Origin of the sequence: Herbaspirillum sp. AP02 (assembly GCF_015767275.1) — a bacterium.
GTDB lineage: Bacteria > Pseudomonadota > Gammaproteobacteria > Burkholderiales > Burkholderiaceae_D > Herbaspirillum.
Window position 1 is genome coordinate 565,188 of the sequence record NZ_JADWMY010000001.1, and the last position, 12,287, is coordinate 577,474.

At 63.1% G+C, this 12,287-nt stretch carries 13 protein-coding genes; 6 read left to right on the top strand and 7 right to left on the bottom strand.

Annotated elements, in window-relative coordinates:
* Window positions 1-23 precede the first annotated feature (23 nt).
* Both I5R65_RS02440 and I5R65_RS02445 read left to right on the top strand, forming a co-directional pair.
* The gene (locus tag I5R65_RS02440; protein ID WP_180668644.1) at window positions 24-827 is read left to right on the top strand and encodes a cystine ABC transporter substrate-binding protein; all 804 of its coding nucleotides are present in this window, start codon (window positions 24-26) and stop codon (window positions 825-827) included.
* A gap of 93 nt (window positions 828-920) precedes the next feature.
* Window positions 921-1,580: an amino acid ABC transporter permease gene (locus I5R65_RS02445; RefSeq protein WP_180668645.1), complete on the top strand. Its 660-nt coding sequence runs from the start codon at window positions 921-923 to the stop codon at window positions 1,578-1,580.
* A 132-nt stretch (window positions 1,581-1,712) separates the two neighbouring features.
* Here I5R65_RS02445 and I5R65_RS02450 read toward each other — a convergent pair whose 3' ends face one another.
* A complete protein-coding gene (locus I5R65_RS02450) occupies window positions 1,713-1,994 on the bottom strand; it encodes a hypothetical protein (protein WP_006462564.1) in 282 nt (93 codons plus the stop codon).
* A 187-nt stretch (window positions 1,995-2,181) separates the two neighbouring features.
* Here I5R65_RS02450 and ompR point away from each other — a divergent pair, with 187 nt between their 5' ends.
* The 3 genes from ompR to I5R65_RS02465 are packed head-to-tail and all read left to right on the top strand — an operon-like array spanning window position 2,182 to window position 4,898.
* Window positions 2,182-2,943 (top strand): two-component system response regulator OmpR, encoded by a 762-nt coding sequence (gene ompR, locus I5R65_RS02455; RefSeq protein ID WP_180668646.1) that lies wholly within the window; start codon window positions 2,182-2,184, stop codon window positions 2,941-2,943.
* Between the two features lie 37 nt (window positions 2,944-2,980).
* Entirely contained in the window at window positions 2,981-4,342 is a 1,362-nt protein-coding gene (locus I5R65_RS02460; protein ID WP_180668647.1) for a sensor histidine kinase, read from the top strand.
* On the top strand, window positions 4,335-4,898 hold the full coding sequence (locus I5R65_RS02465) for a flagellar protein FlhE (RefSeq protein WP_180668648.1): 564 nt from the start codon (window positions 4,335-4,337) through the stop codon (window positions 4,896-4,898). The genes I5R65_RS02460 and I5R65_RS02465 overlap by 8 nt, the downstream gene beginning before the upstream one ends.
* A 29-nt stretch (window positions 4,899-4,927) precedes the next feature.
* On the opposite strand, the gene radA is transcribed toward I5R65_RS02465, so the two are convergent.
* Window positions 4,928-6,313: a DNA repair protein RadA gene (gene radA, locus I5R65_RS02470; RefSeq protein WP_180668649.1), complete on the bottom strand. Its 1,386-nt coding sequence runs from the start codon at window positions 6,311-6,313 to the stop codon at window positions 4,928-4,930.
* Window positions 6,314-6,386: 73 nt separating this feature from the next.
* Window positions 6,387-7,466, bottom strand: coding sequence for an alanine racemase (gene alr, locus I5R65_RS02475; RefSeq protein ID WP_180668650.1), 1,080 nt, complete (start codon window positions 7,464-7,466; stop codon window positions 6,387-6,389).
* Between the two features lie 229 nt (window positions 7,467-7,695).
* Between alr and lplT the strand changes: the two genes are divergently transcribed.
* The gene (lplT, locus tag I5R65_RS02480) at window positions 7,696-8,967 is read left to right on the top strand and encodes a lysophospholipid transporter LplT (RefSeq protein ID WP_180668651.1); all 1,272 of its coding nucleotides are present in this window, start codon (window positions 7,696-7,698) and stop codon (window positions 8,965-8,967) included.
* A 24-nt stretch (window positions 8,968-8,991) separates the two neighbouring features.
* On the opposite strand, the gene I5R65_RS02485 is transcribed toward lplT, so the two are convergent.
* Genes I5R65_RS02485 through tsaB form a run of 4 tightly spaced genes read right to left on the bottom strand, consistent with a single transcriptional unit; the run spans window position 8,992 to window position 12,279 of the window.
* Entirely contained in the window at window positions 8,992-10,020 is a 1,029-nt protein-coding gene (locus I5R65_RS02485) for a DUF1853 family protein (RefSeq protein WP_180668652.1), read from the bottom strand.
* 11 nt (window positions 10,021-10,031) lie between these two features.
* On the bottom strand, window positions 10,032-11,069 hold the full coding sequence (locus tag I5R65_RS02490; RefSeq protein WP_180668653.1) for a uracil-DNA glycosylase family protein: 1,038 nt from the start codon (window positions 11,067-11,069) through the stop codon (window positions 10,032-10,034).
* Window positions 11,066-11,563 carry a ribosomal protein S18-alanine N-acetyltransferase gene (rimI, locus tag I5R65_RS02495; RefSeq protein WP_180668654.1) on the bottom strand — a complete coding sequence of 166 codons (498 nt, stop codon included), beginning with the start codon at window positions 11,561-11,563 and terminating at the stop codon, window positions 11,066-11,068. The genes I5R65_RS02490 and rimI overlap by 4 nt, the downstream gene beginning before the upstream one ends.
* Window positions 11,560-12,279, bottom strand: coding sequence for a tRNA (adenosine(37)-N6)-threonylcarbamoyltransferase complex dimerization subunit type 1 TsaB (gene tsaB / locus I5R65_RS02500; protein WP_180668655.1), 720 nt, complete (start codon window positions 12,277-12,279; stop codon window positions 11,560-11,562). The genes rimI and tsaB overlap by 4 nt, the downstream gene beginning before the upstream one ends.
* Window positions 12,280-12,287 lie beyond the last annotated feature (8 nt).

Sequence of the window (12,287 nt, forward strand, 5' to 3'; positions counted from 1 at the left end):
TGTTTTCGAAAGGAAATCGACTAATGAACAAGAACATCAAGCAATGGCTGCTGGCCGGCGTCGGCGCGGCACTGCTGGCCTCTTCCCTGAGCGTTTCCGCGGCTGACCTGCTGCAGTCCGTCAAAAGCAGCGGCACCCTGAAGGTGGCGCTGGAAGGCAACTACCCGCCGTTCAATTTCAAGGACGCCAAGACGGGCGAGCTGACCGGTTTCGAAGTCGACGTGGCCAAGCTGCTGGCGGCCAAGCTGGGCGTGAAACCCGTCTTCACCACCACCGAGTGGAGCGGCATCCTGGCCGGGCTGGGCGCGGGCAAGTACGACGTCATCATCAACCAGGTCGGCATTACCGACGAACGCCAGAAGGCCTTCGACTTTTCCGATCCCTACACCCTCTCCAGCGCCCAGTTGATCGTGCGCAAGGATGAGAAGCGCGAATTCAAGAGCCTGGACGACCTGAAGGGCAAGAAGCTCGGCCTGGGCCAGGGCACCAACTTCGAACAGAAGGCCAAGGCCGTGGCAGGCATCGACGTGCGCACCTATCCCGGTTCGCCCGAATACCTGGCTGACCTGGCCGCCGGTCGCATCGACGCTGCCTTGAACGACAGCCTGCTGGTCGGCTACATCCTGAAGTCGACCAACCTGCCGCTCAAGGCCGGCAGCCCCATCGGTACCGTCGACAAGATCGGCATCCCCTTCCGCAAGGGCAACCCGGAATTCAAGGCCGCGCTGAACAAGGCCCTGGCCGACATCAAGGCGGATGGCAGCTTCAAGGCCGCTTCCGAGAAGTGGTTCGGCATTGACGTGAGCCAGCCGCCGAAAGCACAATAAGGCGCGCCTACCAGCGCTCCATGCCGCCCGGCGCTGACCGGGCGGACCGACTTATCCCCGCATTGCGGGGATAATTTTTTATATCGAATGCCTATGGAAATCCTGGAACTGCTACAGCAAGCCGCCCCCACCCTGGCCAAGGGCGTGGGCTACACCCTGCTCTTCGCATTGGCTTCGATGATCGGCGGACTGGTGCTGGGTTTCGTGCTGGCCGTGGCGCGCATCGTCCCCTGGCGCCCGATCCACTGGCCGGCCGCGCTCTACGTCAGCATGATGCGTGGCACGCCCTTGCTGGTGCAGATCTTCGTGGTGTATTACGGCTTGCCGGGCATCGGCATCGAATTCTCGCCGCTGACGGCGGGTATCCTGACCCTGAGCCTGAACGCCGGGGCTTACCTGTCGGAAAGCCTGCGCGGTGCCATCCTGAGCGTCACCCGTGGGCAGTGGAATGCCGCCTATAGCGTGGGGCTGACCTATTTCCAGACATTGCGCCACATCATCGTGCCGCAGGCGGTGCGCATCGCCGTCCCGTCGATGAGCAACACCCTGATCAGCCTGATCAAGGATACTTCGCTGGTTTCCGTCATTACCGTCACGGAACTGATGCTGGCCACCAAGGAAGTGATCGCCGTGACCTTCCGCCCCTTGCCCCTCTACCTGGCGGCAGCGGCCATCTACTGGATGCTCAGTCTGTGTTTCGAGGCCCTGCAGCACCGGCTGGAAAAGAAACTGGGCAAGGCGCACCAGGTCTAGCGCCAAATCGAAGCCCCCTGCGGTCAGCGGACGTGAAAAAGCCCGAATGTTGCGCATCCGGGCTTTTTTGCATTTCTGGGTCGCCGCGGGAATTTTTCCCAACCGACGATATCCATGAATCAGTGATCGGCGTCAGCGTTTGACGCGGTAGATGTCCTGACCGACTTCGTTGATCTGGCGCCGCAGTTCACGCCGTTCATCGGCGCTGAGCTTGCCGTTGCGGCGCTGATCCTGGTCGCTGGCGATCTGGTTGCGGTGATCCTGGGGGTTGAAGTCACCCGCGTGCTGACGGAAGTCGCCCGGCTGCCCCGGCATCGGCCGGCCACCCTGGGGTGGGGCTGCCGATGCGGCCGCTCCCACACCGAGTGCCAGCATCACTGCCAGACATAGCTTGTTGACGACTGCAATCTTCATAATGAGCGTATTTTCCGAGGACAGAGAATCAAAAGGGAAAGCAAAGACGACATGGCTTTCTTGCTTGATTCCAGTTTAGGCCGCAGGCCGCGATGGTATAAGATGATTAAGGTAAGGTATGTAACAGTTTGTAATGGATCATCCGCCCTGACTTGCTCAAAATCGCCAAGACGCTACCATAGGCAACATGAATACAACTACTGGCAACAATAGTAATACGACAACATCCGCCAATCAATTCAAAATATTGGTGGTGGATGACGATATCCGCCTGCGCGACCTGCTGCGCCGTTATCTGACCGAGCAGGGTTTCAACGTGGTCACGGCGGAAAACGCCCAGGCCATGAACAAGCTCTGGATCCGTGAACGCTACGACCTGCTGGTGCTGGACCTGATGCTGCCCGGCGAGGATGGCCTGGCGATCTGCCGCCGCCTGCGTGGTGCTGGCGACCAGACCCCGATCATCATGCTCACTGCCAAGGGCGAGGACGTGGATCGCATCATCGGCCTGGAGATGGGTGCGGATGACTATCTGCCCAAGCCGTTCAACCCGCGTGAACTGGTAGCCCGCATCAATGCGGTGCTGCGCCGCAAGGGACCGGACGAGTTGCCGGGCGCACCCTCGGAGACGCCGGAAACCTTCGAGTTCGGTGACTTCATCCTCGACCTGGGTACCCGCACCCTGAAAAAGAATGGCGAAACGATTTCCCTCACCACCGGCGAATTCTCGGTCCTGAAGGTGTTCGCCCGCAACGCCCGCCAGCCGCTCTCCCGTGAAAAGCTGATGGAAATGGCGCGCGGCCGTGAATATGAAGTGTTCGACCGCAGCCTGGACGTGCAGATTTCGCGCCTGCGCAAGCTGATCGAGCCGGATCCGGCCAATCCCCTGTACATCCAGACCGTGTGGGGCTTGGGCTATGTCTTCATCCCGGAAGGGAAACCGCGCTGATCGCCCGCTTCACCCCTGACCTGCAGGCCGTTTGCCGATGAAAGCCCGACCCCAATCAGGATGGTTCAGCAACGGCCTGTTCTGGCGTACCTTCTTCCTCCTGACCTTCCTGATCACCGCCAGCATGGTGGCCTGGGTGGCCAGTTTCCGCATGGTCGAGCGCGGCCCGCGTGCGGAGCAGCTGGCCGCCCAGATCGTCTCGCTGGTGACCATCACGCGTGCCGCGCTGACTCACTCGGCGCCGGAGATGCGGCGCGAACTGCTGTTCGACCTGGCCAGCAATGAAGGGATCCGCATCTATCCGCTGGAAAAGACCGACCGCATCGTCCCTCCTCAGGATTCGCCCATCGTCCCCGAGCTGGAGTATTACGTCCGCCAGTCGCTGGACGAGAACACTACCTTCGCCTCCAGCGTCAATGACGTCGAAGGTTTCTGGATCAGCTTCAACATCGATGACGACCAGTACTGGCTGATGCTCGACCGCGGCCGCCTGGACCGCACCTCCAGCCTGCAATGGCTGGGCTGGGGCTCCATTGCGCTGTTCCTGTCGCTGATCGGCGCGGTCTTTATCTCGACCCTGATCAACCAGCCCCTGGCGCGTCTGACGGCGGCGGCTCGCGCCATCGCCAAGGGGCGACAACCGGAGCCACTGCCGGAGTCCGGGCCGACCGAGATCGAGGAAGCCAACCGCAGCTTCAACCAGATGGTGGCCGACCTCAATCGCATCGAGTCCGACCGCGCCCTGATCCTGGCCGGCATTTCGCATGACCTGCGTACCCCGCTGGCACGCATGCAACTGGAAGTGGAGATGGCCAACCTCTCCGACGAGTCACGCGACGGCATGCATTCCGACCTGGCACAGATGGATGGCATCATTGGCCAGTTCCTCGACTATGCCAAACCCTTCGATACCAGCAACCTGGAAAGCATCGACCTGGCCAGCCTGTTGGAAGACGTCGCCAGCAATTGCGGCCGGCTCTCCGACGTGAAGATCACCACGCAGATTACCCCGGCCACCGAAGTCGCCGGCAATGGGACCGAACTGGCACGGGTATTCAGCAACCTCGTGGAAAACGCTCGCCGTTATGGCAAGACGCCCGGCACGGATTGCGCCGAGATCAATCTGCGCAGCCGCATCGAAGGGCATCACGTGGTGGTGGATGTGTTCGATCATGGCCCAGGCGTGCCGGAAAGCGAATGCGAACGCCTGCTGCGCCCGTTCACGCGGCTCGACACGGCACGCGGGCAGGCCAACGGTTCCGGGCTGGGACTGGCGATCGTCAACCGCATCGTGCTCAAGCACAACGGCAAGCTGACATTGAAGGGACATGAAGAAACCCGCGGTGGCCTGCTGGTGCAGATCACGCTGCCGCTGAAGGGGCATCGTCGCCATGCGTGAGCGCGCAGGGCTGGCCTGCATGATGCTGGCCGGTACCGCCCTGCTCCCTGCCCTGGCACCGGCCCAGAGCTATGCCGATCGCACCCTGAGCCTGCCCCAGGGCAGCGCGGAGAACAGGCGCCCCATCATCATCATCGCTCCGGTCACGCCGACGGCACCCTCACCTCTGGCAACAGGTGCGCCAAAGAATGGCCCCAGTGGCGCCTACGCCTCGGACGAACCGGGTCCGGACATCCGCGCCCGCAATGCCGACTATCTCACGCAGTTCAAGGTGGTCGGTCAGATCCCGCCGGGCGCCACCATCAGCAAGGTCAGCTGGCGCTACACCGTGGCACGCAAGCCGGCCGGTTTTGAAGCCCGTCTCTGCTGGAAGGATGCGGGCCTGTGCTGGGACGTCAGCCATGCCGACAGCGGCAGTACCGACTTCTTCAACGGGCGCGATGCCAGCCTGCCGTTCCAGCTCTACTACGGCGTACGCGGCAGCACGCGCAACGGCGAAGCACCGGTCAAGGGCGAGGTCAACCAGGTCATCGTGACCTTCGATATTCCGCGTTGAACGCTGCCTTATCGGCCTGGGCAAGCGACTCAGGCAGCCAGATCGTCGATCTCGCGTGCCTTCTGCAGGGCATCGTCGATGCGTTCCACCGCAATCACCTTCAAGCCCTCGATAGGCTGCTTGGGCGCGTTGGCCTTGGGAATGACGGCGATCGAAAAGCCCAGCTTGGCGGCCTCGCGCAAGCGTTCCTGACCACGCGGCGCCGGGCGGATTTCGCCGGCCAGCCCCACCTCGCCAAAGACCACCAGGCCCCGTGGCAGGGGTTTGTTGCGCATCGATGAATTGATCGCCAGCAGCACCGCCAAGTCGGCCGCTGGCTCAGTAATCTTCACTCCACCAACGGCATTGATGAATACATCCTGATCAAACGCTGCAACTCCCGCATGACGATGCAGCACAGCCAGCAACATGGCCAGCCGGTTCTGCTCCAGGCCCACCGAGAGACGGCGGGCGTTGGGCACATGCGAACTATCGACCAGGGCCTGGATCTCCACCAACAATGGACGTGTACCTTCCTGTGTCACCATCACGCAGGAGCCAGGCACCTGGTTTTCGTGCTGCGAGAGGAACAGGGCGGACGGGTTGGACACGCCCTTCAAGCCCTTTTCCGTCATCGCGAACACACCCAGTTCGTTGACCGCGCCGAAGCGATTCTTGAAGGCGCGCACCAGGCGGAAGCTGGAATGGGTATCACCCTCGAAATACAGCACCGTGTCCACGATGTGTTCCAGCACCCGTGGCCCGGCCAGCGCGCCTTCCTTGGTCACGTGACCGACCATGATGATGGTGATGCCAGAGGTCTTGGCGACCCGCGTCAACTGCGCCGCGCATTCACGCACCTGCGCCACCGAGCCCGGTGCCGAAGTCAGGGCATCGGAGTACACGGTCTGGATGGAGTCGATCACGGCCACTTCCGGCTTGTGTTCGGCCAGGGTGGCGAGGATCTTTTCCAGCTGGATCTCGGCCTGCAATTGCAGCTCGCGCGCATCCACCGCCAGCCGCTTGGCGCGCAGGGCGATCTGCGCGCCGGATTCTTCGCCGCTGACGTAGAGCACCTTCTTCAGTTTGGAAATATTGGCCAGTGCCTGCAGCAGCAGGGTCGACTTGCCGATGCCGGGATCGCCACCGATCAGGGCCACCCCGCCCGGTACCAGGCCGCCGCCCAGCACCCGGTCGAATTCCTCGATGCCGGTGCCGAAACGCGGCACATCGATGGCCTCGATATCGGCCAGGCTGAGCACGGGGGCGGTCTGCGCCAGGCTTTGCGGCGTCGATGAATAACGGTTGCCGCCGGCCGGCTCCACCAGGGTCTCGACCAGGGTGTTCCACTGCCCGCAGGCCGGGCACTGGCCGGCCCATTTGTTGCTGATCCCGCCGCATTCGGTACAGGTGTAATTGGTCTTGACCTTCGCCATCGTCGCCTTGCTGTTCCTTATCGCATCGCCGGGACCGCTGTCCTGGCTTATTGTCCCGGGCAGCTGTCCCGGCCTATTCGACCTCGCGCACTGCCACCCGGGGGGCCAGCGCGCACATCAACTCGTAGCCGATGGTGCCGGCGGAAAACGCCACCTCATCGATGGGCAGGCCTTGCCCCCACAGCTCGACATGGCTGCCCACACCTGCACCGGGGATGGCGGTCAGGTCGACTTCCAGCATGTCCATCGACACCCGACCCACCGTGGTCGTCCTGACGCCATCGACCAGTACCGGGGTGCCGGTGGGCGCATGACGCGGATAGCCGTCGGCGTAACCGCACGCCACCACGCCCAGCTTCATCGGCTTGTCAGCCACGAAGCGGCTGCCATAACCGACCGCCTCGCCGGGCTGGACCTCCTGAACGCCGATGACCCGGCTTTCCAGGGTCATGGCCGCGCGCAGTCCGAAATCGGCCGCCGTGCCGCCACCCGGCGTACCGCCGTAGAGCATGATGCCCGGGCGAATCCAGTCATGGGCCAGCTCACCGTGCATCAGGTCTGCCGCCGAATTGCACAGACTCCGGGCGCCGGCCAGTCCTTCCGTGGTGGCCTGGAAGCGCCGTACCTGCTCTTTGAGCGGCAGCGCCGGGTTGCCGGCATCGTCGGCGTTGGCGAAGTGGGTCATCATGGTGATGCTGCGCACGCTGGCAATCTGTTGCAGGCGTGCATAGGCGGCACGATAGACCTCAGGCTGAAAACCCAGACGGTTCATGCCGCTGTTCATCTTCAGGTGGACATGCCAGTTCGCATCACCGGAGAAGGCCTCCAGCAGGGCGATCTGCTCGTCGCAATGGACGGCGAACTGGATGTCATGGCGTGCCAGCACCGGCAGGTCATCGGCATCGAAAAAACCTTCCAGCAACAAGATGGGCTTGGTCCAGCCGAGCTCACGCAGGCGCACCGCATAGTCGGGCTCCACCAGTGCCAGACCATCGGCAGCGGCAAATCCGCGCATGGCACGCTCCAGTCCGTGACCATAGCCGTTGGCTTTCAGGACGCCCCAGACCTTGGCCCCGGGCGCATGGGCGCGGGCGATGGCGAGATTGTGTTGAAGAGCGGAAAGGCTGATGGAGGCAACGATCGGTCTTGGCATGATGTCGGATAAGGTCGTGACGGTGGGCAAATGACAGGCAACGCATGCGCCAAGATGACAAGCCGCCAGGGGCCTGCCCCTCGCGCTTGGCCCGGAAGTTTTTGCCTGGCGCGGAACAAGCGGGCATTTTACCGGACGAACATCTTTCTGGTTTGACTTATGACGGAGAGCTCATGGTTTCATGGTATAAAGCTAGCCGGACATCATTTGTTATACATCTTGGACAGGGATGAATCGCGGTTTCTATACCATCATGGCGGCGCAGTTCTTTTCGTCGCTCGCCGATAACGCGCTGCTGATCGCCGCCATCGCCCTACTTGCCGAAATGCATTCGCCAGCGTGGATGACCCCGCTGCTGAAGCTGTTCTTCGTGCTTTCCTACGTGCTGCTGGCAGCCTTCGTGGGCGCCTTCGCCGACGCCTTCCCGAAGGGCAAGGTCATGTTGATCACCAACATGATCAAGATAGTCGGCTGTTCACTCATGTTCTTCACCGTCCACCCGCTGCTGGCCTATGCGGTAGTGGGTTTCGGCGCGGCGGCCTACTCGCCGGCCAAGTACGGCATCCTCACCGAATTGCTACCGCCTGAGAAACTGGTTGCCGCCAACGGCTGGATCGAAGGACTGACGGTGGGTTCCATCATCATGGGTACGGTCCTGGGTGGTGCACTGGTCAACCCCAAGATTTCGGCGGTGATCCTCAGCTTCGATTTTCCGATGGTCGACCTTCCCATCGACACCCCCACCGAAGCGGCACTGTGCATCATCTCCGGCATCTACGTCATCGCCGCGCTGTTCAACTTCTACATTCCTGATACCGGCGCCCGCTACGAACACCAGGAACGCAATCCCATCCGCCTCATCGTCGACTTCGCCGGGTGCTTCACCACCCTCTGGAAGGACAAGCTGGGCCAGATCTCCCTGGCAGTCACCACGCTGTTCTGGGGTGCTGGTGCGACCCTTCAGTTCATCGTCCTGAAATGGGCCGAAAAGTCGCTGCACATGCCGCTCGACAAGGCCGCCATCCTGCAGGGCATCGTCGCCGTCGGGGTGGCTCTGGGCGCGATGGGCGCAGCCCGTTTCGTGCCGCTGAAGAAATCGCTGACGGTGATGCCGCTGGGCATCATCATGGGCATCGTGGTGATGCTGATGACCACGACCACCTCCGTATGGGTCGCCTATCCGCTGCTGGTGATCGTGGGTGCGCTGTCGGGTTACTTCGTGGTGCCGATGAACGCCCTGCTGCAGCACCGTGGCCACGTGCTGATGAGCGCCGGCCATTCGATTGCCGTCCAGAACTTCAATGAAAACCTCTCGGTGCTGACCATGCTGGTGCTGTATGCCTTCATGGTGCGGATGAACCTGGATGTGAATACGGTCATCATCATCTTCGGCTCCTTCGTGGCCAGCATCATGTACCTGATCATGCGCCGTCATGCCGCCAATCAGCGCGAGCACGATTCGCTGGCCTTGATCGGCGAGGACAAGCATCCCCACCACTGAGTCTGAAGCTGCACTGCGGCCGATTCAGACCTGAACGATAGCGTGCTGCAGGGTCGTCGCGGCACGCTGTTCCCAGTCGGATGGAACTACGAAACCGCGGGCCGTTTCCAGCAATTCAGGCTCTGGCGTTTCGCTCAGATGGCAGCGGGCGACCAAGACCGGGCTGTGATCAGCCCGGAACAGCGTCTCCAGGCGTAACAACAACTGTTCCAGCGTCAACCCCTCCGGCAGCGACAGTCTTGCCGGTGCCAGCCAGGACAGGCGTGGCAGCAGCACATAGCGGGCCGCCGCATCATCGCGCTCTTGCAAAAACTGGATGTCTCCCCAGAAACCCCGACAATGATCCGGCGCGATTCCCATTGCAGCCGGCAACGCCAGGGCTTGGTCGTGCCGATAGAACAGCCAGCCCTTCACCAATGCGCGGGCCGCAATCACCGAGGCCGGCAGTACCGCTTGGGCGGCCGGATGGGCCGACAGCATCAGTTGCTGCTGCATGATCTTGCGCATCTTGCGCCCCAGGGAGTCGGCCAGATTGGGGCCGACGAAGGCATCGGCCTGGCAGGCATCGCGTGCCTGCAGGAGATAAAACTTGGTCGCAAACTCCCAATGCACGACCCCGCCCTGCTCCTCGACGTCTGGCGAGCGCACCAGGAAATCGAACTCCCCCAGCGTTTCGCGCGTCGGCCCCTGATTGCGTACCTGCAAGTTGGCCGCAACCAGCCAGTCCTGCTGGCGCAGGTAGAAGCCGAGCAGCTTTTCGGCGTAGCGGCCCAGGCGTGCAGACGGTTGCCGGGCCATCTCTGCGTGCAGCGCAGCGTTGAGGGCAGGATCGTATTGCAGATCGTGCAGCCAGCCCGCCACGGCGGGCGACACCGGGCCCAGGGTGGCGATGCGCCCCTCCCAGCAGGCGGCATCGGCCGCCAGCAGGTCCGGCGCGTACAACAGCCAGGCCAACGCCCGCACGTGCGGGTCGCACAACTCCGGCCAGCGCTGATGAAAGCGGGCCTGGTGCGTGGCAGGCTGCATTGCCTGAGGGGCGGCACCGGTATGCATCGTCCTGGCGCCTAGGCCTGGTAAGTACTCATGGCCAGGCACAGGTCGGCCCAGGCCTTGCTCTTGTCGTTGAGCGTGCGCAGCAGATAGGCCGGGTGGTAAGTCACCACCAGCGGCAGATCCTGATAGCGATGAACGCTACCGCGCAGGCGCGAAACCGGCGTGGCCGGGTCCAGGCCCAACAGCGAGAGCGCGGCCGTCTTGCCCAGGGCCACCAGCACGGTGGGCTGGATCAGCTCGATCTGCCGTTGCAGGTAAGGCAGGCAGGCCGCCACTTCCTGTGGCGAAGGTGGTCGGTCGCGGCCATTGTCATCGGTCGGCCGGCATTTGACGATGTTGGCGATATAGGCGTTGGCACCCCGCTTGACTCCCATCGAAAGCAGCATGTTGTCCAGCAGCTTGCCGGCCGGCCCGACAAAGGGCTCGCCCTGCATATCCTCGTTGCGTCCCGGCCCTTCGCCGATGAAGAGCCATTTGGCCTTTTCGTCACCGACGCCGAAGACGGTGTTCTTGCGCCCCTGGCATAGCCCGCAGCGACGACATTCGGCCACCTGCTGTTTCAATTGTGGCCAGTCCATGGACTTGATCCTGGCGATCACGGGATCGACTGCGGGGACGTCCTCTTCTTCATCGCCATCCGGAATGAGCATGGGCTCCATCGACGCGGCGAAATCCATATCGTCGAGCCAGGACGGAGGACCGCCGTCCGCTTCGACCGGTGCACGCACCCTCGGCGCTGGCGCGGCGGGGATGGCGGCAGGCCTGGCAGACGGCAACTCCGCCGCTGCTGGCGCATCGCTGGAGACAGGAGAGCCGGCCACAGGGACTGTGGCGGGCACCACCGGCTGCGGTGCCGCGACCTGAGGCTCAGGATCCGGAGTCCGGGCGGCGGAGGCGAGCTGCGGCGCCATGGCTTCTTCCGCAGTTGTCGCTGCCACTGCTTCCTCCACCGCCAGTTCACGCCTCACCCACACCGGGCCGATCCCCAGCGCATCGAGCAGGGCCAGGGAGGAACCGAAGCCGGGATCTTGTTTCATTTCTTCATTCATAAAGGCAGGCTCATGACAATAGCCCCTTCTCGGGTCTGGTTGGCGGCGGGATAGTAGTTCTTGCGCCGACCGATTTCCGTGAATCCGTAGCGCCGATAGACCTTGGCCGCGTGGGTATTGGATTCACGCACTTCCAGCAGCATGGTCCGCATCTGATGCTGGCGGGCGACCGCAGTGGCCTGATCCAGCAACAGGCGGCCCAAGCCCTGATGCTGATACGCTGCCGCCACGCTGATGTTGAGCAGATGCGCTTCATCCACGGCCAGCATGACCAGGAAGTAACCGAGCAACAGCCCCCCGGTCTCGCGCAGGGTCTGCGCCTGGTAGCCGCTGTAGAGCGAATCCTGGAAGTTGCCGCGACTCCACGGGTGGGAATACACGGCATCCTCGATCTGTACCACCGCGTCCAGGTCGCCCGCGCCCATGGCAGCGAACTGCAGCAAGCCCAGTTGCGGATGCGAGGCCGCCGATAGCGGCACCGGCACTGCGCTCATGCAGTGCCCTTGGCGGCGTCACGCAGTTCGCGTTCGGCCGTGGTCAAGGCCACCTTGTTGCGCAGGTAGAGCGGTTGTGCCTCCTGCGCCGGCAAGCCGCGGCCCTGGCTGAAATAGAGCTGCCCCAGCTGCGCGATCTGTCGGGCGTGGGGCATCGCTTCGGGGTACATCGCCGAAAACTGGCTGGCGCAGAACGCCGCCGTGAAATGAGCTGCATGGACCGACAAGCCATTGCCACACGCGTAGGGGCGCCCTGCGGTCTGTACCTGTTCGGCTGCCGCCAATGCCGGTTCGGCCAGTACCTCCCAGCCGCCCTCGGCGCGGGCACGATAGCTTGCCCAGTAGACCTCGCCCATGCGGGCATCCAGAACCGCCAGCACGTCGCTGGCACGCTCGTCCAGACCGCGACAGGCCTGGGCCGCGGCCTCCAGGGTAACGATCGGCACCACCGGACGGTCGCTGCCGAAGGATAGTCCCTGCACCACTCCGCAGGCGGTGCGCACGCCGGTGAAAGAACCCGGTCCGACGCCAAAGGCCAGCGCATCGCACTGGGCCAGCGTCAGGCCGGCGTCGGCCAGCAGTTGCTGGATCATGGGGAGGATGGCATCGGAATGCGTCTGCGTACCGGCCGACTGGCGCGAGATCAGCTCGCCCCGGTGCAGCAAGGCGGCCGAAGCCAGCTCGGTAGAAGTTTCAATAGCAAGAATCGTGGACATCCCGCTAT